The 21,411-nt window shown below is 72.3% G+C and carries 21 protein-coding genes; 10 read left to right on the forward strand and 11 right to left on the reverse strand.

Features of this window, described 5'->3' with window-relative positions; genetic code table 11:
* Positions 1-10: 10 nt before the first annotated feature.
* Genes gdhA through ACFT32_RS01495 form a run of 8 tightly spaced genes read right to left on the reverse strand, consistent with a single transcriptional unit; the run spans position 11 to position 8,044 of the window.
* Positions 11-1,357 carry an NADP-specific glutamate dehydrogenase gene (gene gdhA / locus ACFT32_RS01460; RefSeq protein WP_382484474.1) on the reverse strand — a complete coding sequence of 449 codons (1,347 nt, stop codon included), beginning with the start codon at positions 1,355-1,357 and terminating at the stop codon, positions 11-13.
* 31 nt (positions 1,358-1,388) lie between these two features.
* Positions 1,389-1,976, reverse strand: coding sequence for a TetR/AcrR family transcriptional regulator (locus ACFT32_RS01465; protein WP_382484476.1), 588 nt, complete (start codon positions 1,974-1,976; stop codon positions 1,389-1,391).
* Between the two features lie 32 nt (positions 1,977-2,008).
* Positions 2,009-3,181 carry a pyridoxal phosphate-dependent aminotransferase gene (locus ACFT32_RS01470; protein WP_382484479.1) on the reverse strand — a complete coding sequence of 391 codons (1,173 nt, stop codon included), beginning with the start codon at positions 3,179-3,181 and terminating at the stop codon, positions 2,009-2,011.
* A 23-nt stretch (positions 3,182-3,204) separates the two neighbouring features.
* Complete coding sequence (locus ACFT32_RS01475; RefSeq protein WP_382484481.1) at positions 3,205-4,002, reverse strand: SDR family oxidoreductase; 798 nt, start codon at positions 4,000-4,002, stop codon at positions 3,205-3,207.
* 53 nt (positions 4,003-4,055) lie between these two features.
* Positions 4,056-5,081: a biotin-dependent carboxyltransferase family protein gene (locus tag ACFT32_RS01480; RefSeq protein WP_382484482.1), complete on the reverse strand. Its 1,026-nt coding sequence runs from the start codon at positions 5,079-5,081 to the stop codon at positions 4,056-4,058.
* The gene (locus ACFT32_RS01485; RefSeq protein ID WP_382484484.1) at positions 5,078-5,815 is read right to left on the reverse strand and encodes an allophanate hydrolase subunit 1; all 738 of its coding nucleotides are present in this window, start codon (positions 5,813-5,815) and stop codon (positions 5,078-5,080) included. The genes ACFT32_RS01480 and ACFT32_RS01485 overlap by 4 nt, the downstream gene beginning before the upstream one ends.
* 19 nt (positions 5,816-5,834) lie before the next feature.
* A complete protein-coding gene (locus ACFT32_RS01490; protein ID WP_382484486.1) occupies positions 5,835-6,641 on the reverse strand; it encodes a LamB/YcsF family protein in 807 nt (268 codons plus the stop codon).
* A 26-nt stretch (positions 6,642-6,667) separates the two neighbouring features.
* Positions 6,668-8,044: an MFS transporter gene (locus tag ACFT32_RS01495; protein ID WP_382484488.1), complete on the reverse strand. Its 1,377-nt coding sequence runs from the start codon at positions 8,042-8,044 to the stop codon at positions 6,668-6,670.
* Between the two features lie 500 nt (positions 8,045-8,544).
* On the opposite strand from ACFT32_RS01495, the gene ACFT32_RS01500 reads away from it, so the two are divergent.
* From ACFT32_RS01500 to ACFT32_RS01525, 6 genes are all read left to right on the forward strand, one after another.
* Positions 8,545-9,186: an RraA family protein gene (locus ACFT32_RS01500; RefSeq protein ID WP_382484491.1), complete on the forward strand. Its 642-nt coding sequence runs from the start codon at positions 8,545-8,547 to the stop codon at positions 9,184-9,186.
* Entirely contained in the window at positions 9,183-10,250 is a 1,068-nt protein-coding gene (locus tag ACFT32_RS01505) for a D-2-hydroxyacid dehydrogenase (RefSeq protein ID WP_382484493.1), read from the forward strand. Before ACFT32_RS01500 ends, ACFT32_RS01505 begins: the two co-directional genes overlap by 4 nt.
* A gap of 300 nt (positions 10,251-10,550) precedes the next feature.
* Positions 10,551-11,669 carry a hypothetical protein gene (locus tag ACFT32_RS01510; RefSeq protein ID WP_382484496.1) on the forward strand — a complete coding sequence of 373 codons (1,119 nt, stop codon included), beginning with the start codon at positions 10,551-10,553 and terminating at the stop codon, positions 11,667-11,669.
* 93 nt (positions 11,670-11,762) lie between these two features.
* Positions 11,763-12,293 (forward strand): (2Fe-2S)-binding protein, encoded by a 531-nt coding sequence (locus ACFT32_RS01515; RefSeq protein WP_382484499.1) that lies wholly within the window; start codon positions 11,763-11,765, stop codon positions 12,291-12,293.
* Entirely contained in the window at positions 12,290-13,294 is a 1,005-nt protein-coding gene (locus ACFT32_RS01520) for an FAD binding domain-containing protein (protein ID WP_382484502.1), read from the forward strand. The genes ACFT32_RS01515 and ACFT32_RS01520 overlap by 4 nt, the downstream gene beginning before the upstream one ends.
* Entirely contained in the window at positions 13,291-15,453 is a 2,163-nt protein-coding gene (locus tag ACFT32_RS01525) for a xanthine dehydrogenase family protein molybdopterin-binding subunit (protein ID WP_382484504.1), read from the forward strand. The genes ACFT32_RS01520 and ACFT32_RS01525 overlap by 4 nt, the downstream gene beginning before the upstream one ends.
* A gap of 3 nt (positions 15,454-15,456) precedes the next feature.
* Here ACFT32_RS01525 and ACFT32_RS01530 read toward each other — a convergent pair whose 3' ends face one another.
* Positions 15,457-16,584: a hypothetical protein gene (locus ACFT32_RS01530; protein ID WP_382484506.1), complete on the reverse strand. Its 1,128-nt coding sequence runs from the start codon at positions 16,582-16,584 to the stop codon at positions 15,457-15,459.
* Between the two features lie 1,147 nt (positions 16,585-17,731).
* Between ACFT32_RS01530 and ACFT32_RS01535 the strand changes: the two genes are divergently transcribed.
* The 3 genes from ACFT32_RS01535 to tgmB all read left to right on the forward strand — a co-directional run bounded on the left by ACFT32_RS01535 (position 17,732) and on the right by tgmB (position 19,364).
* A complete protein-coding gene (locus ACFT32_RS01535; RefSeq protein WP_382484509.1) occupies positions 17,732-18,043 on the forward strand; it encodes a YkvA family protein in 312 nt (103 codons plus the stop codon).
* A gap of 129 nt (positions 18,044-18,172) precedes the next feature.
* On the forward strand, positions 18,173-18,364 hold the full coding sequence (gene tgmA / locus ACFT32_RS01540; protein ID WP_184586832.1) for a putative ATP-grasp-modified RiPP: 192 nt from the start codon (positions 18,173-18,175) through the stop codon (positions 18,362-18,364).
* A gap of 16 nt (positions 18,365-18,380) precedes the next feature.
* The gene (tgmB, locus tag ACFT32_RS01545) at positions 18,381-19,364 is read left to right on the forward strand and encodes an ATP-grasp ribosomal peptide maturase (RefSeq protein ID WP_382484511.1); all 984 of its coding nucleotides are present in this window, start codon (positions 18,381-18,383) and stop codon (positions 19,362-19,364) included.
* Positions 19,365-19,421: 57 nt separating this feature from the next.
* Here tgmB and ACFT32_RS01550 read toward each other — a convergent pair whose 3' ends face one another.
* Together ACFT32_RS01550 and ACFT32_RS01555 are read right to left on the reverse strand one after the other, a co-directional pair.
* Positions 19,422-19,625 (reverse strand): hypothetical protein, encoded by a 204-nt coding sequence (locus ACFT32_RS01550; protein WP_193482683.1) that lies wholly within the window; start codon positions 19,623-19,625, stop codon positions 19,422-19,424.
* Between the two features lie 141 nt (positions 19,626-19,766).
* Positions 19,767-20,240 (reverse strand): hypothetical protein, encoded by a 474-nt coding sequence (locus tag ACFT32_RS01555; protein ID WP_382484512.1) that lies wholly within the window; start codon positions 20,238-20,240, stop codon positions 19,767-19,769.
* Positions 20,241-20,428: 188 nt separating this feature from the next.
* Between ACFT32_RS01555 and ACFT32_RS01560 the strand changes: the two genes are divergently transcribed.
* Positions 20,429-21,400, forward strand: coding sequence for a GlxA family transcriptional regulator (locus tag ACFT32_RS01560; protein WP_382484514.1), 972 nt, complete (start codon positions 20,429-20,431; stop codon positions 21,398-21,400).
* The last annotated feature ends 11 nt before the right edge of the window (positions 21,401-21,411 follow it).

Consider the following 21,411-nt stretch of genomic DNA (forward strand, 5'->3'; position numbering starts at 1 on the left):
GGCCCTCCGCCTATACGACGCCCTGGGCGCTCATCGCCTCGGCGACGCGGAGGAAGCCCGCGGTGTTGGCGCCGAGGACGTAGTCGTCGCCGTCGCCGCCGTAGGTCTCGGCGGTGACACGGCACTGGGCGTGCACCTGACCCATGATGGCCGCGAGCCGGTCCTCCGTCCGCTCGAAGGTCCAGCTGTCGCGGGCGGCGTTCTGCTGCATCTCCAGCGCGGAGGTCGCGACCCCGCCCGCGTTGGCCGCCTTGCCGGGGGCGAAGAGGATCCGTGCCTCGCGGAACACCTCGATCGCCTCGGGCGTGCAGGGCATGTTCGCGCCCTCGGCCACGGCGAGCACGCCGTTCTTCACCAGCGCGACGGCGTCCTGAGGGCCCAGCTCGTTCTGGGTCGCGCACGGCAGGGCGATGTCGCACGGCACGTCGTACACCGACCCCCGGGCCGAGAACCGGGCGGCCGGCTTCGCCTCGGCGTAGGCCGAGACCCGGGCCCGGCGCACCTCCTTGACCTCCTTGAGCAGGTCGAGGTCGAGGCCGTCCTCGTCGACCAGATACCCGGAGGAGTCGGAGCAGGCCACCACGCGGCCGCCCAGGGCGTGGACCTTCTCGGCGGCGTAGACGGCGACGTTTCCCGACCCGGAGACCACGACCCGGCGTCCGTCGAAGTCCTGGCCGCGGGTGGCGAGCATCGCCTGGGCGAAGTACACCGCTCCGTAACCGGTGGCCTCGGTGCGGGCGTGCGAACCGCCCCAGCCGACCGGCTTGCCGGTCAGGACACCGGCCTCGTAGCGGTTGGTGATCCGCTTGTACTGGCCGAAGAGGTAGCCGATCTCGCGGCCGCCCACCCCGATGTCCCCGGCGGGCACGTCCGTGTGCTCGCCCAGGTGGCGGTACAGCTCCGTCATGAACGCCTGGCAGAAGCGCATGACCTCGCCGTCCGAGCGGCCCTTGGGGTCGAAGTCCGAACCGCCCTTGCCGCCGCCGATCGCCATGCCGGTCAGCGCGTTCTTGAAGATCTGCTCGAAGCCCAGGAACTTGACGATGCCCAGGTTGACGCTGGGATGGAAGCGCAGGCCTCCCTTGTAGGGCCCCAGCGCGCTGTTGAACTCCACCCTGAAGCCGCGGTTGACCCGTACCGTGCCCTGGTCGTCCACCCACGGGACCCGGAACATCAGCTGCCGCTCGGGCTCGCAGAGCCGCTCCACGATCCGGGCCTCGGCGTACTCCGGGTGGGCCCGGAGCACGGGGCCTATGGCGTGCAGGACTTCGTGTGCCGCCTGGTGGAACTCCGTTTCCCCGGGGTCCCGTCGGCGAAGGGTGTCGTAGACGGCCTCGATGTGGGCGCTGACGTCCATACGTGCGGTGTCTCCGTTCCGGTGCGGCCGGTCAGTCGGCCTGTGGCTCTTGCGCCGCCGCCCAGCCGATCAGGGCGCCGCGCAGTGCGGCCACCAGGCGGCCGGCGGCCTCCTCCTCGGTGCGGCCGCTCTTGATGAGGTCGAGGATGTCGCGCGGGTCGAACAGCGCGTTCCACAGATAGAGGGCTTCGTCGCCGAGGTCCTCGATGCCGAGCTCCTCGGTGGTCTGCCGCAGCGGTTCGGCGAGCGCTTCGGCCTGCGGGGTGAGGTAGCCGGTTCCTTCGCGCAGGCGCTCGAGATAGCCGCGGTGCGAACGCATCTGGGCCATCGCGCCGCCGTGTTCGAGGACGAGGGAGACCCAGTGCCGGGACACCGCTTCGAGTTTCGCCATGCCGCGGGTGGTCTGCCGGGCGCTGAAGTCCTTCAGTTCGGAGCCCACTTGGGCGCGGAAGGCGTGCAGCACCTCCTCGACGGAGGAGAAGTGGCGGTAGGCCGTCGCGGTGGACACCTCGGCGTGCTTGGCGATCTCGGCGAGGCTGACGGGCGTGGGCGAGTTCTCGAACAGTCGCGCGGCTGCCTTGATGAGGTGCCTGCGGTTGCGCTCGGTGTCACTGCGCATGGGTCGATTCCTCGTCGTGTACGGGACGGTGCTCATCGCAGGGCCGAAAGACCGGCGGCCAGGCGGCGGACACCCTCGGTGATGGACTGCGGGCTGGCAGCGTACGACAGCCTCAGGTGCCCCTCACCCCGCGCTCCGAACTCGCTCCCGGGCCGGACGGCGACGCCGTGCCGCGTGCGCAGCGCCGCCACGACCTCCACGGACGGCAGATCGATGTCGTAGCGCGGGAATTGGTAGAAGGCGCCTTCCGGTGCGCTGAGGGTGAGGCCGGGGATCGCGGCCAGTTCCTTGCGCATGAGTTCGCCGCGCTCCTCGTAGGCGGCGCGCATCCGGGCGACGTCGTCGTCGCAGCTCTCCACCGCGACCAGCGCGGCGTCCTGGATGACGGTGTTGACGGAGCCGTTGAAGGTGTTGTGGATGCGCGCGGCCGCCTGGATGAGCGGTGAGGGCCCCCAGAGGTAGCCGACGCGCCAGCCGGTCATCGCGTAGCTCTTGGAGAAGGTCTGGCAGTAGACGGTCCGCTCGCGCAGGCCGCCGACGGAGAGGGCCGAGGTGAAGGGGCGGCCGGTGTAGTCGAGGTCGGAGTACGCCTCGTCCGAGACGACGATGGTGGGGGTGCCGTCGAGCAGGACGGCGAGCGCCTCGAGTTCCTCCCGGCTGTGCACGATGCCGGTCGGGTTGACGGGGTTGCAGAAGACGAAGAGCTTGGCGCCGGTGAGGGCGTCGGCGAGCCGGTCGAGGTCCCAGTGCAGGTCGGGTGCGAGCGGGACGGGGACGACGGTGCCGCCGGCCATGGCGACCAGGTCGCCGTAGAGGGAGTAGGTGGGGTCGGGGATGACGACCTTGTCGCCGGGGTCGACGAGGGACAGGATCGACGCGGCCAGCCCGGCGGTGCCGCCCTGGGTGATCAGGACGTCGCCGGCGGAGGCCGGGGTCCCGGCGGTGGCGGTCAGCTTCGCGGCGAGGGCCTCGCGCAGGGCCGGTTCGCCGAGCAGCGGGGAGTAGTGGGTGCGTCCGGCGCGCAGCGCGGCGTGGGCCGCCTCGGTCACCCGCTCGGGGGTGTCGAAGTCGGGTTCGCCCATCGCGAGGGAGACGAGGTCGGACCGGGACTGCGGCTGCTGCGTCCGGCGGGAGGCGGCCGCGATCCGGGCGACGGCGGCGGCGGTGCCGGACAGGGGCGGCTGGGTGGTGATGGTGGGCGGCATGCGCTCCTCCTGGTAACGGGGTGTCAGGCGTGCGGTGCGGCGTCGGCGGGGGCACCCGCCCGGCGGCTGATCTCGAGGTCGGCGGAGACGTCGCGCTGGCGGGTGGGGGCGACGACGATCTCCTGGAGGACGACGCGCTGGGGCAGGGCGACGGCCAGGCGGATGGCCTCGGCGACGTCCTCGGGCTGCACCATGCCGGCGCGCTCCTCCGGCGCCGGGGGCCGGGCGCGGTTGTCGAGGATGGGGGTGTCCGCTTCGCCCGGCAGCACGGTGATCGCGCGCAGGCCCTGGTTGCGGAACGTGTTGTGCAGGAAGGTCATGAAGTTGCGTACGCCCGCCTTGGCCGCGCCGTAGGCGGCGCCGCCGAGCAGGTTGGGGTTGACCGCGGCGAGCGAGGAGACGGTGACGATGGTCCCGGCGCCGCGGTCGAGCATGTCGGGCAGGACGGCCTGGGTGAGCTGGAAGACCGCGGTGAGGTTCACGTCGAGGACCTGGCGCCACTCGTCGTGCGGGAGCCACTGCGGGTTGAGCACCGCCGAGGAGCTGCCCGCGTTGTTGACGAGGATGTCGACGGGGCCGAGTTCGCTCCGCACCCGGTCGAGGACGCGGGTCACGTCGTCAGCGCGGGTGATGTCCGCGGCGAGGGCGAGAGCGGTCCCGCCTTCGGCGCGGATCGTGGCGGCGACCGAGTCGAGAGCTTCCTGTCTGCGGCCGACGAGGACGACGGCGGCACCGTCCCGGGCGAGCAGCCGGGCGGTTTCCAGCCCCATTCCGCTGCCGGCTCCTGTGATGAGCGCGATCGCGCCGGACGATGTCGTCACCGTTCCTCCTCCATGGGTGATATGAGATTCACCTTGCATATGAGAATAGATTCTCAGATTGTCCGAGGCAAGGGTTCGGGCAAGGGCGTGGGCGGGGGCGGGGTGAATCCGAGTGCGCCGAATGCCTCGGCCGCCGCCCCCGCGAGCGCACGCACCTCGGACTCGCGGCGGGCGAACCGGCGCAGCGAGGTCTCGCGGTCGATCCAGCGGAATCTGAGTTCCCGCCCCGGCCCGGCCTGCCCGAGCAGGGGCAGGGACGCCCGCGCGGCGACGCCGACGATGGGATAGCCGGCGGTCAGGCTCCGGTAGCGGCCGAGGACGATCAGCTCGTCCGCGTGCGGGATCTGCAGCGCCCCGATGGGCACGCCGTGCGACACGATCTCGGTGTCGGTGTCCGGGTGGACCACCGGTCCGTCGAGCCTGAGCCCGACATGGTTGGAGCGCGGTGTGACGACATAGGTCGCCTCCTCGATCACCTCGCGGATCCCCGCGATCGTCCGCATGCCGGGGGTGGGGACGACGTCGACGATCCACGGTCCGTCGTCGAAGCGCGGGACCGGCACGGGAAGCCGGAACAGCTGCGCCTCGAACGGCCGGTGCCTGAACCCCCGGAACGCCGTCTCCAGCAGGACACGCGTCCCTGGCACCACGGTCTGCCCGAAGCCCATCCGGGCGTCCGGGGCGGCACTGCCCAGCAGCTTCTCCGTGCTCAGCGTTCCGTTCACCGCCAGATAGGTGCGGGTCCCCAGGCTCATGTCCGCGCGGATCCGCACCTCGTGGCCCGCGGGCACGACCAGCGGCGACCAGGTGCCGGCGGGCGAGCCCGCGACGGTGACCTGTGCGGGCGCGCCGGTCACCGCGAGCAGCACATCGGCGTCGGGCACGAGGGCCAGCTCGCCACCGAGGTTCTCCAGCAGGGTCGCGCCACGGGGGTTGCCCACGAGGAGGTTGGCCACGGCCGCCGAGTGCTGGTCGGCGGCTCCCCCGGTGGGAACGCCGCGCTGTTCCGTGCCGCTCCGGCCGAGGTCCTGGAACGTGGTGATCCATCCGGTGCTGGTGAGGTCGAGCGTCACGGTCATACGGCCGCCTCCGTCGGCAGCAGGAAGCCCTCGCCCAGCGCCTCGGCCTCGTCCCGGGTGACGGGGACGAAGCGCACGACGTCGCCGGTGCCGAACGACACGGGGTCCGGGCGGGAGATGTCGACGATGGTGTGCGGCGTACGCCCGACCACCCGCCAGCCGGTCGGGCCGGGGAACGGCTGGATGATCGCATTGGTCCCGGCGATCATGACGGCGCCGGGGGCGACATCCGTGCGCGGCTCGGCCCGCCGGCGCACCGGCCGGGGCACCTTGAGCCCGTCCATCATCGGGGCCATCGCCGCGCCGAGGAGGCAGATGGTGAAGGTGGACCGGGCGATCGCCTCGACCACATCGGTGGTGGCCAGACCGAGTTCCTCGGCGACGGACACCAGGTCGGGGCCGGTGTCGTCGTCGAAGACCACGGGGATGTCGAACGTCCGCACCTGCCGTGAGCGGGCCGGTCCGTCCGCGGGCGACGGCGCCCACCGCGCCACGAGCCGCGCCGCGTACTCCACGTGCTCGAGCGCGGTCAGCAGCGGGTCGAACTCGATGAGCAGGGATTCGAGACCGGAGACGACGTCCAGCACACCGTGCGGGCGGTGCGCCAGGAAGCGGTCGCGGAACGCCACGATCCCGGCCCTGCGGATGGCCTGGTCGGCATGCGGGATGGTCACCATCACCGCCGAGTCGCCGTAGGGCTCGACGGTGAGGGCGCCGTACTGTGCTGTGGTCATCACCTGGTGCGCCCCGCCCTCAGCCGGCGAGCGCGACCTCCGCCTTCTGCGCCAGGACCTCGCGCAGGCCGCCGACCTGGATGCCCGCCTTGTCGAGCGCTGCGCGCAGCGCGGTGCCGTTGGCGAGGACGGACGGGTGGTCGCCGTGCAGCAGCAGGACATCGGCGTCGTGGCCCAGCGGGACCACGTTGCCGTCGACCGAGCGCACCGTCCCCTCCCGTACGACCTGGGCCGAGCGCTCGCCGATCAGCTCCGGGTCGTGGATGAGACCGCCCTTGTGGGAGCGCGGCACGGGCATGCCGTCGTCGCCGTAGCCGCGGTCGGCGAGGAACACGTAGCCGACCTCCAGGCCGCGCTTGCGCGACTCCTCCGCGAGCAGACCGCGCTGGCAGATGACGATGTAGTCGGTGTTGTACGCGGCGATCGCGTCGGTGATGGCGCGGGCGTGCTTGGCGTCGGTCTGCGCGATCGAGCCCATCCGGCCGTGCGGGGCGACATGACTGATGGTGCCGCCGTGCACCCGCGCGAAGGCGTCCAGGGCGCCGAGCTGGTAGAGGACGTCGGTGCGGATCTCCTCCTCGGTCGCCTCGATGAGCCGGCGGCCGAAGCCGACCAGGTCGGGGTAGCCGGGGTGGGCGCCCAGTTCGATGCCGCGCGCGACACAGTCGGAGACCGTCCGGTCCATGATGCGCGGGTCACCGGCGTGGAAGCCGCAGGCGATGTTCGACGAGGTGACCAGGCCGAGCAGGGCGCCGTCGTCTCCGATCGTGTAGTTGCCGAAGCTCTCGCCGAGGTCGGCGACGACGGCTACGGAGTTGATTCCCATGGTGTCTCTCCTCGTGGGGGGATGATTCAGCGGGCCGCGAGGGGCTGGCCCTTGGTCTCGCGCAGGAAGGCGATCGTGACCAGGGTGATCAGGGCGGTGATGATGGAGGCGAACGCCGGGACGAGGTTGGAGCCGGTCGACTCGATCAGCTCGGTCATCACCAGCGGGGCACTGCCGCCGAAGATGATCGTCGACAGGCTGAACCCGATGCTGTAGGCGGAGTAGCGCACGGTGGTCGGGAACATCTCGGCGAGCATGGTGTGCACGACGGCGGCGTGCCCGGAGAAGGCGATCGCGAGGACGACGGTGCCGATGCAGGCGAGCCCGAACTCGCCGGTGGTGATGAGCCGGAACATCGGGTACGAGACGACGGCCATGGCGACGGCCGAGCCGGCGAGGACGGGCTTGCGGCCGATGCGGTCCGACAGACGGGCCATGAGCGGGATACAGACGACGATGGCGACCAGGCTGACCGCGGTGACCGTGAGCGCCCGCAGCATCGAGAAGTTGTGCTCGCCGAGCGAGGTCTTCAAGTAGGTCGGCATGTAGACGAAGAGCAGGTAGTAGCCGGGGCCGTTGAGGGCCGGGAGGAAGATCGTGAGGACGATCGCCCGCAGATGGCGCCGGTTGGTGAAGGCCTCACGGAGCGGGTTGCGCACGACGGTGTTCTGCTCGCGCAGCGCCTTGAAGTGCGGGGTCTCCTCCAGCCGGCGGCGGATGTAGAAACCGACGTAGCCGAGCGGGACGGCGAGCAGGAACGGCACCCGCCACGCCCAGGAGGTCATGGCGTCGTCGCCGAGGGTGGTGATGAGGACGGCGGAGAAGGCGCTGCCGAACATCAGGGCGACGAAGGAGCCGACGGCGATGAAGCTCATCATGTAGTTGCGGCGGGCGTCCGGCGCGTACTCGCCGACGAAGGACATGGCGCCGGCCACCTCGCCGCCGGCGGAGAAGCCCTGCAGCACCCGGAGCAGCACCAGGAGGACGGGCGCGGCCACGCCTATGACGGAGTGGGAGGGGATGAGACCGATGGCCGCGGTGGCCGCGGAGATCAGTACCAGGAGGGCCGCGAGAAGCCCCTTGCGCCCGAGCTTGTCCCCGAGATAGCCGCAGATCACGCTGCCGAAGGGGCGGGCGACGAAGCTGACCAGGAAGCCGACGTTGGTGAGGAAGAGACCTCCGGCCTCGGCCTCTCCCATGATGTTGATCGCGAGATAGGTGACGAGCAGGCCGTAGATGCCGTAGTCGTACCACTCGACGAAGGAGCCGACCGAGCCCGCGACGGTGGCCTTGCGGACGACCTTGCGGTTGGCGGAGACGACGTCGACCGCTGCCGCGCCGGGCGTCTGTGACGATGCCTCGTCACGGTCTGAGGGGGTGTCGAGCCGATCTGACGTTGTCATACGCGTTCACTTTCGGTGTCGCGGACTCCGGGGACGGTGTCCTGAGGATCGTGCGCCGAGCGGAGTGGGGGCCGGTGATCGCTCATGCGCCGAGGTGCGCCCACGAAGGTGGGGCCAGGAGGGGAAAGCGGTGACAGTGCCTCAGGGGCGGGTGACCACGGCGCTGTTCGAAGGGGCCCGCGCCCGAGAGGGCGGGCGGAAGCGTCACGGTGGAAGACCGCGGAACAGTGCCGGAGCCGAGTTGCGACTGGAATCGCGAATGAGAATAGGTTCGCATTCTCGGGCGGTCAAGGATGTGTTCACCTTCTCGTCAATCTCTTCCTCGCACCCCGCCCGCGCCTTGGACTCTGTGACTCTCGCGGCGAATCCGCACCGGATTCCACGGCCCGCCCACCTCCGATGCGACCTGTTTCAGCCACCCCTTGTGCCGCACGGTCGATGGATGCACACTGACTGACGCGAAACGCGAAAGGTTTCGCATTTTCTGGAAGGACTCTGCGATGACCCAGGACAACGTGCGTGTCAACACGGCGTGGGAACGCGTCGACGAGCAGGTGCTCAAGCGGTTCCGCGCCCACTCCGTGGCCAACCTCGGCGACGCCCTCGACCGGCTGAACATCGTCGACGGAGGCATCGCCCCCATCTGGAACGGCGCCGCGGCCGTCGGCACGGCACTCCCGGTCCTCACCGTCGCGGGCGACAACAAAGCGGTGATCGAGGCGCTCGAGCACATCCGCCCCGGCGACGTCCTCGTCATCAACGCCTTCGGCTACGACGGCCGCGCGATCATCGGCGACAACCTCGCCCAGCGGTTCGCCGTGCACGGTGCCGCCGGCGCGGTCGTCGACGGCTATGTGCGCGACGCCGCGATCATCGAACGACTCGGAGTCCCGGTCTTCGCACGGGGACTGACTCCCGCCGGGCCCTTCAAGAACGGCCCGGGCACGATCGGCGAAGCCGTGGCCATCGGCGGTGTCGTGGTGAATCCGGGCGACATCGTCGCCGCCGACGGCGACGGCGTCATCGTCATCCCGCCGCACCGCGCCGAGGAAGCGCTCCGGGCCGTGGAGGAGATCGTCGCCCGCGAGGCGGCACTCGACGCCGAGGTCGAGGCGCTGCGCGCGCAGGCCGCCGCCCGGTGACCGGCCGGGACCAGGTGCCGGGCCGCCTCCGCGTCGCCGTCGCCGCCCCGCTGTCCGAGGAGAACGGCGCGCTCGTCCGGCGGCTGGAACCGCGGATCGACCTCGTGGTCGACCACTCCCTGCTGCCCCCGATGCGCTGGCCCGCGGACTTCTCGGGCGATCCGGAGTGGCGGCGCACCGCCGAGCAGCAGCGCGCGTACGAGGCCGCGATCGACTCGGCCGACGCCCTCTACGGGATCCCCGACGTGGACCCGGCCGCCCTGGCCCGCGCCGTCCGGGCCAACCCGCGCCTGCGCTGGGTGCACACCATGGCCGCGGGCGGAGGCGGCCAGGTCAAGGCCGCCGGCCTCAACACCGAGGAGCTCGGCCGGGTCCGTTTCACCACCTCGGCCGGGGTGCACGGGCGGCCGCTCGCCGAGTTCGCCGTCTTCGGTGTGCTCGCGGGAGCCAAGGACCTGCCCCGCCTCAACCGTCAGCAGCGCGACCGCGAATGGAGCGGACGCTGGACGATGGGGCAGGTGAGCCGGCAGACCGTTCTCGTTCTCGGCCTGGGCGGGATCGGCCGGGCCGTGGCCACCGCACTGCACGCGCTGGGCGCGACCGTCATCGGGACGAGCAGACGGGACGTCACCGTCCCGGGTGTCTCCGCCGTGGTGCGTCCCGACCGCATCACCGAGGTGGCTCCCACCGTGGACGCCGTGGTCAACACGCTCCCCGGAACCGAAGCGACCGAACACCTCCTCGGCAAGCGGTTCTTCGACGCCCTTCGGCCCGGGGCGACGCTGGTCAACGTGGGTCGCGGCACCGTCGTGGACGAGGCGGCCCTCGCCGGCGCGCTCGATTCCGGGCGGGTCGGCTTCGCCGCGCTGGACGTCTTCGAGACGGAGCCGCTGCCGGCGGGCAGTCCGCTCTGGCACCACGACCGGGCCCTGGTGAGCCCGCACACCGCCGCGCTCGACGCCTCGGAGGACCGCCTCATCGCCGAACTCTTCGCCGCCAACGCCACCCGGCTCCTGGACGGTCAGGACCTGGTCAACCGGGTGAACACCGTCGAGTTCTACTGAGCGGGGGCGCGCTCCGCGCGAGAAGTGGGTCCGGTGTAGCGGTGTGAAGCGAGCAGGACCCGCCCCGATGCGGATGGTGGGCGGGCCCTGCTCGTGCGGACCATTGTCGGGATCGTCGACCGGCTGGGCCATGAGTGTGATGCGTCGGTGTGCGCGCGGCGCGCACACCCCGTGCGCGCGGCGCCCCTCACATGGCAGCGCTCATCGGGGGTAGGCCGTGTGTGTGACCCCGGGTTATCCCGGTCGGCCTGCGGTGACGATACTGGCAGGCGCACCTGCCCCCAGCTCACAGATGGACCCATGCCGATCTCCTCCACCGTCCGCCCCCAGACGCCCGCCACGGTGTGGCTGGCGCGCGGCCGCCATGCCTCCGGTGCCGCGGAAGACGTGCTCCGGCGCTCGCTCCAGCAGCGCAAGGACAGTCAGGACATCGACGACTTTCTGGAGTTGCCCGAGGCCGAGACCGGCCCGTCGGAGGGGGTCTTCGAGGCCCGCTGGCAGGCCGGCGACGGGGTGACCGTGCGGGCCCGGCTGAGTGTGACGTCCGGTCCGGACGGCACGGGGCAGGAGTGGATCCTGGTCGCGGAGGCCGAGCAGCCGTGGAGCGACGACTGGCCGTCGCCGACCGGTCTGTTCTGGCCACAGGAGCCGGAGACCGCCTGGGACCAGGACGCCGCCACGGAGCTGTCCCTGCGGGAGATCAATCCGCTCCCCCAGGACGACAAGGAGACCAAGCGCCTGCTCCGGAACGCGGTGCGCGGCGGATGGCACATTCACGTGGTCGTCCACGAGGCGATGACCGCGGACGAGAAGGGCCGCACGCCGGTGGCACGGTGGCTCCCGCCGGGCCTGCGGCACCGGGTGGTGGAGCACCGCGCCCTCCCACAGCAGTCGCGGGGGCTCAACTGGGCCCTGCGGGACTCCGGCGTCCAGGTGCCGCGCGGCGGCGCCGTGGTGCTGCCCGGCACCCCGGCGCCGCAGGGTTACGACGCCGAGGACTTCTCCGTCCGTGCGGTCTTCCTCGACGGCTCGGAGCCGGCCGACCTCGTCGAGGCGGTCAAGCGGTTCGCCGCGCTGCCGAGGCCCCTGCCCGACGGCGCCGAGGCCGCCCTCACCGCGTTGCGGGAGGACTGGCACCTGCTGAATCTCCAGGAGGAGCTGGACCGCCAGCGTGGTCTGGTGGCCATGTACGCCGGCGCGCTGGAGGCCATGACGAAATCGCGTGACCTGTACCGGGAGGCGGCCGAGCGGGCCCACGAGGCGCTGACCGCCTACCAGGAGTCCGGCGGGGCCGCTCCCGCGCGGCAGCAGCCCTCCGGTGCCCCCGCCGGGTCTCCGCTGCAGCAGCTCACACGGACATTCGAACGCTTCAAGGGCAAATCCCAGCGCCCCGTGGCCCCGTCCCGGGACGAGCACTAGAAGGTCTTCCTCGCGGGGCGCACGTGTCAGTCGTGGCCAGGTGGATACGCGGTCCGTACGGCAGTACGGCCCGCCCGGGAAGGCCTCCACGACATGGGCAACGACCAGTACCACTCGGAGACGACACTCCGCGTCAACGGCAAGCCCCACACACTCACCGTCGACCACCGGCGGGTCCTGCTGGACCTCCTGCGCGAGGATCTCGACCTCACCGGCGCCAAGAAGGGCTGCGACCACGGCCAGTGCGGCGCCTGTACGGTCCTGGTGGACGGGCGGCGCGTCAACAGCTGTCTGCTGTTCGCGATCGCCCTGGACGGCAGCGAGGTCACCACGATCGAGGGCCTGTCCGGCGACGGTGAGCAGCCGCACCCGCTGCAACAGGCCTTCCTGGAGCGCGACGCCTTCCAGTGCGGCTACTGCACCCCGGGCCAGATCTGCTCCGCGGCCGGTGTGCTCGCCGAGGCGGCGGCCGGTCATCCCTCGCACGTCACCGACCCGGCGGCGCCCTCCGGTGAGCCGGTGCCGCTGGGCCGGGAGGAGATCCGGGAGCGGCTGAGCGGCAATCTGTGCCGGTGCGGCGCGTATCCACGGATCGCCGAGGCGGTGGAGGACGTGATCCGGTGAAGGAGTTCGCGTACCTCCGTGCCGGGAGCGTCGAGGAGGCGACCTCCGCGTACGCCTCCCACCCCGGCGCCCGCTATCTGGGCGGCGGCACCAACCTCGTCGATCTGATGAAGCTCGGCGTCGAGCGGCCCGCCGCCCTCGTCGACGTCACCCGGCTGCCGCTGGACGCGGTGGAGGAGCTGCCGGACGGCGCGCTGCGGATCGGGGCGATGGTCCGCAACAGCGACCTCGCCGCCCACCCCCTCGTACGCGACCGGTACCCGGCGCTGTCGCAGGCGGTGCTCGCGGGTGCCTCGGGGCAGTTGCGCAACGCGGCGACGACCGGCGGGAATCTGCTCCAGCGCACCCGGTGCCCGTACTTCCAGGACCTGTCGAAGCCGTGCAACAAGCGCGAGCCGGGCAGCGGCTGCGGCGCGCGGGACGGTGTCCATCGCGATCACGCGGTGCTCGGTCACTCCGCGCACTGCATCGCCACCCATCCGTCGGACATGGCGGTGGCGCTGGCCGCTCTGGACGGGCGTGTCGAGCTGTACGGGCCGGAGGGCGCCCGGAGTGTCGCGGCGGCGGACTTCCACCGGCTGCCCGGGGACCGGCCCGAGCAGGACACCGAGATACGCCCCGGTGAACTGGTCACCGGTGTGGTGCTGCCAGCCGCCACGGCCGGGCTGCCGTCGGCGTACCGCAAGGCCCGCGACCGGGCCTCGTACGCCTTCGCGCTCGCGTCCGTCGCGGTGGTGCTGCGGGTGTCGGACGGTGTGGTCGGTCATGCCGGGATCGCCTTCGGGGCGCTGGCGCACCGGCCCTGGCGGGCCCGGCGGGCGGAGGAGGCGCTGCTGGGCGCGGCACCGACCGCCGCCGCGTTCGAACACGCCGTCGACCTCGAACTGTCCGCCGCGCGGCCGCTGCGGGACAACGCCTACAAGGTGCCGCTGGCCCGCAATCTCGCCATGGACGTGCTGTCCCGGCTCGCGGACCCGGCGCTCACGAGGAGGACTCCATGACCGGCAGCGTGGGCGCTCCAGCCGAGCGCCGGGAGGGACGGGAGAAGGTCAGCGGGACCGCCCGCTACGCCGCCGAGTACCACTCCCCCGGCCGGGCCCAGGCCTGGCCCGTGCCGGCGACTGTCGCCCGGGGCCGGGTGACCGGCGTCGACACGGCGGCGGCCCTTGCCGTGCCCGGTGTCCTCGATGTCCTCACCCATGAGAACGCGCCGCGGCTCGCCGAGCCGGACGATCCGACGCTCGCCGTGCTCCAGGACCCCCGGGTTCCGCACCGGGGCTGGTTCGTGGCCCTGGTGGTGGCCGAGACCCTGGAGGCGGCCAGGGCCGGTGCCGCAGCGGTCCGCGTCGCCTACGACGCCGAAGCACACGACGTGGAGCTCACCGCCTCGCACCCGGGCGTGTATGTGCCCGAGGAGGCCAACGGCGGTCATCCGGCCGTCCGTGAACAGGGCGACCCCGACGGGGCCTTCGGGTCCTCGGCCGCCCGGGTGGACGTCGCGTACCGGGTGCCGCCGCTGCACAACCACCCCATGGAGCCGCACGCCAGCACCGCCCGCTGGGACGACGGCCGGCTGACCGTGCACACATCCAGTCAGGGCGCCGGTGCCGTACGGGCGGTGCTCGCGGGGCTGTTCGCCCTGCCGAAGGAGCGGATCGTCGTCACCGCCGAGCACGTCGGCGGCGGCTTCGGGTCCAAGGGCACGCCACGGCCCGACGTGGTGCTCGCCGCGATGGCGGCACGGCAGACCGGGCGGGCGGTCACGGTGGCCCTCCCCCGCCGGTATCTGCCGGCCGTCGTCGGGCACCGCGCTCCCACCCTGCACCGGCTGCGGCTCGGTGCCGACGCGGACGGGCGCCTCGCCGCCGTCGTGCACGAGGTCACGACCCACACCTCGCGCATCAAGGAGTTCGTGGAGCAGGCGGCGGTGCCCGCGCGCGTGATGTACGCCGCGCCCCACAGCCGTACGGTGCACCGGGTCGCGGCACTGGACGTGCCCTCGCCGTCGTGGATGCGGGCGCCGGGCGAGGCTCCGGGGATGTACGCGCTGGAGTCCGCCATGGACGAACTCGCCGGCGAGCTGGGCTTGGACCCGGTCGAGCTGCGGGTCCGCAACGAGCCGGACGTCGAACCCGACAGCGGCAAGCCGTTCAGCAGCAGGCACCTGGTCGAGTGTCTGCGCGAGGGTGCCCGGCGCTTCGGGTGGGACGGGCGCGATCCCCTCCCGGCCCATCCGAAGCGCCGGGAAGGGCCCCTGCTGCTGGGGACGGGCGTGGCGGCGGCGACGTATCCCGTCATGGTGTGGCCCGCCGCGGCGTCGGCCCGCGCGCTGCCCGACGGGACGTTCCTGGTGCGGATCAACGCCACCGACATCGGTACCGGGGCCAGGACCGTGCTCGCGCAGGTCGGTGCCGACGCCCTCGGGGTGCCGCTGGAGCGGGTGCGGACGGAGGTCGGCAGCAGTGAGCTCCCGTCCGCGCCGCTGGCCGGCGGCTCCTCCGGTACCGCCTCCTGGGGCTGGGCGGTCCATGAGGCCTGTGCCCTGCTGGCGCGGCGGCTGGCCGAGCATTCGGGCCCGCTGCCCGAGCAGGGCCTCGACGTCCGCGCGGACACCAGGGGCGCGGCGGATGCCGAGAGCGCCTTTGCCCGGCACGCCTTCGGGGCGCACTTCGCCGAGGTCGCGGTGGACACGGTCACCGGCGAGGTGCGGGTCGGCCGGCTGCTCGGGGTGTACGCCGCCGGGCGCGTCCTCAACGCCCGCACGGCGCGCTCCCAGTTCGTCGGCGGCATGACGATGGGGCTGGGCATGGCGCTGACCGAGGGCAGCACGATGGACGCCGCGTTCGGGGACTTCACCGAGTCGGATCTGGCGTCGTACCACGTGCCCGTGCACGCCGATACCGGCGAGATCGAGGCGCACTGGCTGGACGAGGACGATTCCCGTCTCAACCCGATGGGCAGCAAGGGCATCGGGGAGATCGGCATCGTGGGGACCGCCGCGGCGATCGGCAACGCCGTGCACCACGCCACCGGCGTCCGCTTCAGGGAACTCCCGCTGACGCCGGACCGGGTGCTGGCCGGGCTGCTCGATCGCCGGGGGACGAACGACGTCCGGACCGGACCCGCTGCGAGCGGATCCGGTCCGGTGCGGAACTCGTAGACGTCACTCCGCCATACTGCGTGCCTCGGTCGCCGGCAGGGGTGACCACTGTCCGCTCACGAGGGGCACCACCGCGCGGAAGACCAGCGCGACGAGGGCCAGCAGCGCCGTGCACACGGCGGCACCGGCGGCGAACCACGGCGGGGCGAGCGCGAGGTCCACGGCCCGGGTGAGGGACGCCGACGGGAAGGAACTCCCGTACGCCTGGGCCCCGGCCAGCACCGTGGGTACCACCACCGCCCCGACCAGGACCGGCGCGACGGGGCGCAGGGCCAGCAGCAGCGCCAGCACCGTGCAGAGCACGGACAGGCCGAGAGCTATGGCGTGCAGGTCCAGGGACGCTCCGCCGCGCTGCAGCGGGAAGTGCGCCACCGCGCATACGGCCAGAGCCAGGGCCGTGAGCCAACTCGACCACGCCATGGACCTGGTGAGCCGCTCCGTCGCGCGGTCGCGGTCCGACGGTGAGGAGTCGAGGGTCCGGCGGATCTCGCGGCGCCTGGCCGGGCGGACGGGTGTCAGGGGCTGCGTGGTCTCCGCCTCGGGAGGCGTGGGGCCGGTCGGCACACGGCCGTTGCGGTCCAGTCGTTCCAGGCCGAGGCGGTCGATCAGCTCGACCAGCTCCCCGACGGACCGGCCGGTGGCGGCCGCGCGGAGTGCCTCCTCGCGGACGTGGGGCATGTGCGGCTCTTTGTGCAGCAGGGTCACCAGCCGGGTCACCTCCTCCACCGGCCGGTGGGCGGCCGCGGCCCGGATCGCCTCGTCCGCGCTGTCGGCGTCCCGCGGGGGCTTCGTCAGCAGGGCGATCATCCGGCTCACGTCCTCCACGCGCCGCTCCACGCCGGCCGTGCGGAGTGCGTCGACCATGGCCTCGGCATGGTCGGGCGACTTCCCCAGCGAGGTGATGAGGGCGACGACCTCCTCCAGAGGCCGGTCGACCACGGCGGCGTGCACCAGATCGCTGACCGCGTCACCGTACGGCGCCGGCGCCGGCCCCGTGCCGGGCCGCAGTTCCACCTGGTTGTCGTCCAGCGAACGGATCACGAACGGCCGCGCACCCGACTGCTCCGCCTCGCCCCCCGCGCCGGCCCGGTCCGGGCCGGGGCCCGCAAGCCGGCCTGGCGCCGGGTCCATCTGGTCCTTGCCGAGAGCCGCGAACGGCCGGGCAGCCTGTTGGTGCCCTGAGTCAGCGGGTTGGGCGGACGGCGGGCTCACCGCGTTCGGGCGAGGGCCCGCGGGCGCGGCCGACGGCCGATCCGCCTGGTACGCCCCTGAGCCGGCCGGCTCGGCGGACGACGGGCTCACCGGGTTCGAGCGGGAGGCCGCAGGCTCCGCCGACGGCCGGTCCGCCTGCTGCGGCCCTGAGACAGCGGGTTGGGCGGACGGCGGGCTCACCGGGTTCGGGCGAGGGCTCGCGGGCGCGGCCGACGGCCGGTCCGCGTCGTCGGGGGCGAGCGCGACCGGGCGCGAGGGCTCCGGGGCCGCCCGTTCGGGGCCGCGGACGGCAGACCGCTCGGTCGCGGTGCCCGAACCGGGGGCGGCAGGGCGGTCGAAGGCCACATCCGCCTCGGTCGAGGCTGGGGCCACCGGCCGCACGGGCTCCTGGTCCACCGGGGCCACAACGGGGGCGGCGGGCCGGGCAGCCTCGTCCGCACCGGGGACAGCCGGCCGCGCCGGAACCGCCCCGTTTACGACAGGGGCGACAGGCCCGGCAGACGACAGAGCCACCTCGTCCACGCCAGAAGCGGGCGGCGGCGCCGACACCTGCTCCGCCCCGTTCACGGCAGGGGCATCGGCAAGGGCGGACAGCACAGCCGGCTCCGGGCCCGGCGGGCCCGCCGGGTGGGACTCGGCGGGAGGCTCGGTGCCCGCACGGTACGTCTCGTGCGAAGGCGCGGCGGGCTGCGTGCTCGTCTGCTCCACCTGGTACCCGCCGGTGGCGACGGTGGTCTCGGCGGACGGCTGGGCGGACCCGTTCGACTCGCCGGTTATGGCGGACCCGTTCGAGCGGGGTGATGAAGAGCAGGTGGTCATACTCGCCTCCATGGGAAGAGTGCGGCCGCTCCTGCGCCCCCCGTCGTGTGACGAGCGACGTTACGCTGACCATTACTAGGCGCCCCCTTCACCCCGTGCCACTCGTGTGAGCCACCGGGATGACCACCCGCAGGGGAAAATCCGCCGACTCGCCGACATGTCGGGCCCCGGCCGCAATACAGCCGCCGGAAACGGGAATCCAGGTAGGGACACCCCGTGTCGCGGCACGCCAGGAGGAGGGCAACCCGTGGATACGACCACAACGGTGATCATCCTGGCCGCGATTCTCGCGGCCGTCGTCCTCGTCCTCGCCGTCCACATCTTCGTGAGACTGGTCCGGACCCGGCGCGACCTGCGGAGCGCGGGCCTGCCCACCGGGCCACGCTGGGTCTTCTGGGGCGCGGTTCTCTATTTCGTCCTGCCTGCCGACGTGCTGCCCGACCCGGTGTACCTCGACGACATCGGTGTCCTGCTGCTCGCTCTGCGTACCGTCCGCGGCTCCCTCGGCGAGCGGAATCGCAGGACGACACGCCGACCCGACCACGAGCCCGCCCAATAACTACGGAGAGTAAGGAAACCAACCACCCGTTCGATTCGTATAAGTCTCTGGAAGCCGAAACAAGCGAGCGGCCGGGGGGCCGCGCTCAGACCAACGCTTGATCGGCGCAGTACCGACGAGGGAGAGACGATGCAACCGTTCGCGCTCAACTACGCGCGCCCGGCAGTGGAGTTGGAAGCTGCTATTCCGTATGTGTACGACACCGGACTGCAGTTGAACGTGCTCCTCGACGGCCGAATCGCGGCCAGCGACTTCGGCCTGTTGAGAGAGGTGGGCACCACGACGTCCACCGCAGGCTCCAAGACACACTTCGACGACTGACCGCGGGCCGTCGAAGATGACCGTACTGATCCTCACCTGTGAGGAGGACGTGACCGCGGACATGGTGGTCGTGCACCTGAACGCGACGGGGGTTCCGGTGGTCCGGGTCGATCCAGCCGACCTGACCGGCGGTGTCGCGCTGTCCGGTGAGTTCGTACACGGCCGTTTCCGTGGCCATCTGTCCGCCGGGGGGCGGCTGGTGAGCATCGGGGGACTGCGCTCGGTCTGGGTGCGCCGGCCCGGCATTCCAGCCGGGCGGGCGGCCCAGCCGTCCGCGTGGCTGACGGAGGAGGCCGCTCAGGCGCTCTACGGCATGCTGCGGGGCTCGGACGCGCGCTGGATGAACCACCCGGACGCGGCCCGCCGGGCCCGGCACAAGCCGTGGCAGCTGCGTCTGGCCCAGCGGTGCGGCCTGCCGGTGCCCGCGACGCTGATCACGACCTTCCCGCGGGCCGCCCGCGAGTTCGCCGAGCGCTACCCGGACCTGGTGGTCAAGCCGGTGTCGGGCGCGCATCCGCAGGACCCGCCCCGGGCGGTGCCGACCAGCCGGGTGGCGCCGGACACGGACTTCTCCGCCGTCGCGTTCGGGCCGACGCTGTTGCAGCGGCGGGTCGCCAAGCGGGCCGACATCCGTCTCACCGCCGTCGGTGAGCAGCTGTTGGCCGCCCGCAAGGCGACCGCCGCGGACGCGGACCCGGACGACGTCGACGTACGCTTCGCCGCACCCGGCTCGCCGTGGCGCCCCACCGATGTGCCGTCGTGCATCGCGGCGGGTGTCCAGGCGTACCTGCGTGAGGCCGAACTGGCCTACGGCGCCTTCGACTTCGTCGAGGACGCCGACGGGACCTGGTGGTTCCTCGAGTGCAACCAGTCGGGGCAGTTCGGGTTCGTCGAAGTGGAGACGGGTCAGCCGATCGCGCGCACCATCGCCGAGTGGCTGGCCCGCCCGGTCCCCGAGGGGTCGCCGCATATCAACGGCTCGAGCACGACGGTCCGTTGAGCACCGGGGCCGGCCACGCGCCGGTCCCGGACCGTCCCACGACCATGGCCTCCCGGCTCACGGCTGCCGCGGAGCGGGGAGCATGGCCGTGCGCTGCCAGCCCGCGCCCGGGGCCTGCGGGCGGTCGTAGCCGGGGGACTGGTAGGGCCGCATGACCAGCTCCAGCTCCCTGCTCACGCGTTCGGCCTCGCGGCGAACCTGTGTGGGCACATCGCCGCACTCCGCGATGAGTCGGTCGTAGATGGGGGAATCCTGGAACACCCGGCAACGTGCCTTTCTGCTCGTCGTCCCCGTGCGGGGGCAAGACTGAGAAGTCTAGGCGGCCCGATATCCCGGAGTGTGAATTCCCTGGGATGACTTGACGCAGAACGGACATCTATGCCATGCGAAGTGGCGGGGCTCTCACGCTCCCGTGGTGGAGCCAGGCCGGACGATCATGAGGACGGTGACCGTCGCCCACAGGAGGTTGAAGATGCCGGTGAACATGGCCAGTTGCACGGTGTTCCGGTGATCGACGGCCTGTTCGCCGTTCAGCCGGTCGAGGAGTTCTTCCTGGCGGGGCAGCACGAAGGCGGCCAGGATCCCGGCGGCAGCCGCGGTCAGCGCGATGGAGGTGACGAGCCATCCGCTGCCCAGGACACCCATCGCGGCACCGGTGGCCAGCCCGAGGACCGGGACGGTCAGTCCGACCCCGGAGTAGACGCGGCAGATGCGGTGCAGCAGCGCGACCGTGCCGACCGCCGAAGGGCCGGGGGCGCCTCCGGGCGCGGCGGCCGCACGACGCGCCGCCGGCGGGAACATGCTGGCCGCTACGGTCACGGGACCGATGGCGACGATGGCGGCCAGCACATGGAGGGACAGCAGGATCTTGGTCACCGGGACTCTTTCCATGACGCGATCGACGATGCCGGGCTCACGTTAGGGAGCCGGGACTCGATCTCCCAGGGGCTGGAACGACAGCTTCCAACGGGTTCTCGCCAACTCGTCCGACCTGCGCTCTCCCTCCATGGGCCACCCCGTCCCCGGGTCACACCGCTGGCGGGAACCCGCCTAGGGTGACGGTCATGCACTCCGTGGCGATCCTGGTTCTCGACCGAGTGGTGCCGTTCGACATGGCGGCGCCCCAGCAGACGTTCGCCTGGACCCATATGCCGGACGGGCGTCCCGCCTACCGGGTCCGGTTGTGCGCCGAGACACCGGAGGTGCGGGCGGACGGCGGTTTCACCCTGCGCATCGACCAGGGGCTCGAGGCGCTGGCGGAGGCCGACACCGTCATCGTGCCGGGCTGCTCCCCCGACGCCGCGCCGCCCTCCGCCCGGGTGCTGGCGGCGCTGCGCCGGGCGGCCGAGTCCGGTACCCGGATCGCGTCCGTGTGCGTGGGTGCCTTCGTGCTCGCGGAGGCCGGGCTGCTGGACGGGCTGCGCGCCACCACGCACTGGGTGGCCGCCGGCGAACTGGCCCGGCGGTTCCCGAAGGTCGAGGTGGAGCCGGACGTGCTGTACGTGGACAACGGGCAGATCCTCACCTCGGCCGGTGCGGCGGCGGCGCTGGATCTGTGCCTGCACATGATCCGGCGGGATCTGGGGTCCGCCGTGGCGGCGAACATCGCCCGGATGTCGGTGATGCCGCTGGAACGGGAGGGCGGACAGGCCCAGTTCATCGTGCACGAGCACCCGCCGGTGCCCCGGGGGTCGGCGTTCGAGCCGTTGCTGGAGTGGATCGAGGACCATCTCGCGCACGAGGTGACGCTGGGCACCCTGGCGGCGCGCGCGGGGATGAGCGAGCGGACCTTCAGCCGCCGCTTCCGCGAGCAGACCGGCACCACTCCGTTGCAGTGGCTGCTGCGGGCGCGGGTGCGGCGCGCCCAGTATCTGCTGGAGAACACGGACCACTCGGTCGAACGGATCGCGCGCCAGGCGGGGTTCGGCTCGCCGACGGCGTTCCGGGAGCGGTTCCGCAAGGTGGTGGGCACCACGCCGTACGCGTACCGCACGGCGTTCCACGGGAAGACGAACGCCCCGGCGGCCCGTCCATAGGCCACCGGGGC

Source organism: Streptomyces sp. NPDC057002, assembly GCF_042673825.1.
In the GTDB taxonomy this organism is placed as follows: Bacteria; Actinomycetota; Actinomycetes; order Streptomycetales; family Streptomycetaceae; genus Streptomyces.